Source organism: Kitasatospora sp. NPDC038210 (assembly GCF_055600605.1).
The window spans coordinates 1-1,452 of sequence record NZ_JBVJYK010000084.1; the positions used below are offsets into that span (position 1 = coordinate 1).

Consider the following 1,452-nt stretch of genomic DNA (forward strand, 5'->3'; position numbering starts at 1 on the left):
TCAGGCGGCTCTACCTTCTGAGCCGGGTTGATCGGGCCATTCGTAAGGTTGGGTCGCCCAGGGGTTCTGGGTGTGGCTATCAGGCGGCTGCCGTTCGTGGCTTCCCTCGCTTCGCCGCCCGGCACCCCACGACGACTCGGCCGCCGATTAGGAAGTGCGAGAAAGTCGCTGCGTAGAGCAATGCCGGCGAGGTCGTCCGTGGTACGAACAGCACGAACACGCACGTCAGGAGCATGATGAGCCGGATATGGGCGGGGATCGACAGCGGGAAGGGCCATCACCACGGCCTGGCCTTGGACGCCGAGGGGAAGACTCTGCTGTCGCGGCGGGTGGCCAACGACGAGCCCGAGCTGCTCAAGCTCATCGGCGACGTCCTCGCTCTGGCCGACGACGGCCAGGTCACCTGGGCGATCGACATGACGGGCGGAGAGCCGGCCCTGCTGCTCAGCCTGTTGATCGCCCACGGCCAGGAGGTCCTCTACATCCCCGGGCGCCTGGTGAACCGGGCCGCCGACGGCTACCGCGGCGAGGGCAAGACCGACGCCCGCGACGCCTACGTGATCGCCGACCAGGCCCGGATGCGCCGCGACTTGCGGCCCATCCGCCCCGGCGACGAGGCCGCCGTCGAACTCAAGCTGCTGACCGGACGCCGCTCCGACCTGGTCGAGGACCGCACTCGCGCCGTCAACCGCCTGCGCGGCACCCTGCTGAGCATGTTCCCGGCCCTGGAGCGCGTCCTGGACCTGACCAACGTCGGTCCGCTCAAGCTCCTGACCGGCTACCAGACTCCCGCGGCAATCCGCCGCACCGGCGTCACGAGGCTCACCAAGTGGCTGGCCAACCGCAAGGTTCGGAACGCAAGAACTCTGGCCGAAGCCGTCGTTGAGGCCTCCGAGCGCCAATACACCTCCGTTCCTGGGGAGACGACCATCGCGAGGCTGGTCCACACCCTGGCCGAGGAGGTGATGACCCTCAACGAGCGCATCGCCGAGATCGACAAGCTCATCGAGGGCCGGTTTCGTGAGCACGAACTCGCCGAGATAGTCGAGAGTGTCCCCGGCATCGGCCCGGTGCTCGGCGCCGAGTTCCTCGCCGCTGTCGGCGGCGGCCTGAACGACTTCGACTCCCCGGACGCTCTGGCGGCCTTCGCCGGCGTCGCTCCCGCGCCGAGGGACTCGGGCAAGGTCAGCGGTAACCTCCACCGGCCCAGCCAGTACCACCGCCGGCTCCAACGCGTCTTCTACACCTCCGCGTTGGTCAGCATCCGCTGTGATCCGAACTCGCGGACGTTCTACGACCGCAAGCGCGCCGAAGGCAAACGCCACGTCCAGGCCGTGCTCGCCCTGGCCCGCAGGCGCGTCAACGTCCTCTGGGCCCTGATCCGTGACAGACGGTGCTACCACGTCACACCGCCAGCGACCGAGACGGCTTGACAAACAACATTAGGAAGCG

Annotated in this window: 1 protein-coding gene; it reads left to right on the forward strand. The window is 68.2% G+C overall.

The window, feature by feature from the left end; all coding sequences use genetic code 11:
* The first annotated feature begins 236 nt into the window (after positions 1-236).
* Positions 237-1,433, forward strand: coding sequence for an IS110 family RNA-guided transposase (locus ACZ7KX_RS42685; RefSeq protein ID WP_470331342.1), 1,197 nt, complete (start codon positions 237-239; stop codon positions 1,431-1,433).
* Positions 1,434-1,452 lie beyond the last annotated feature (19 nt).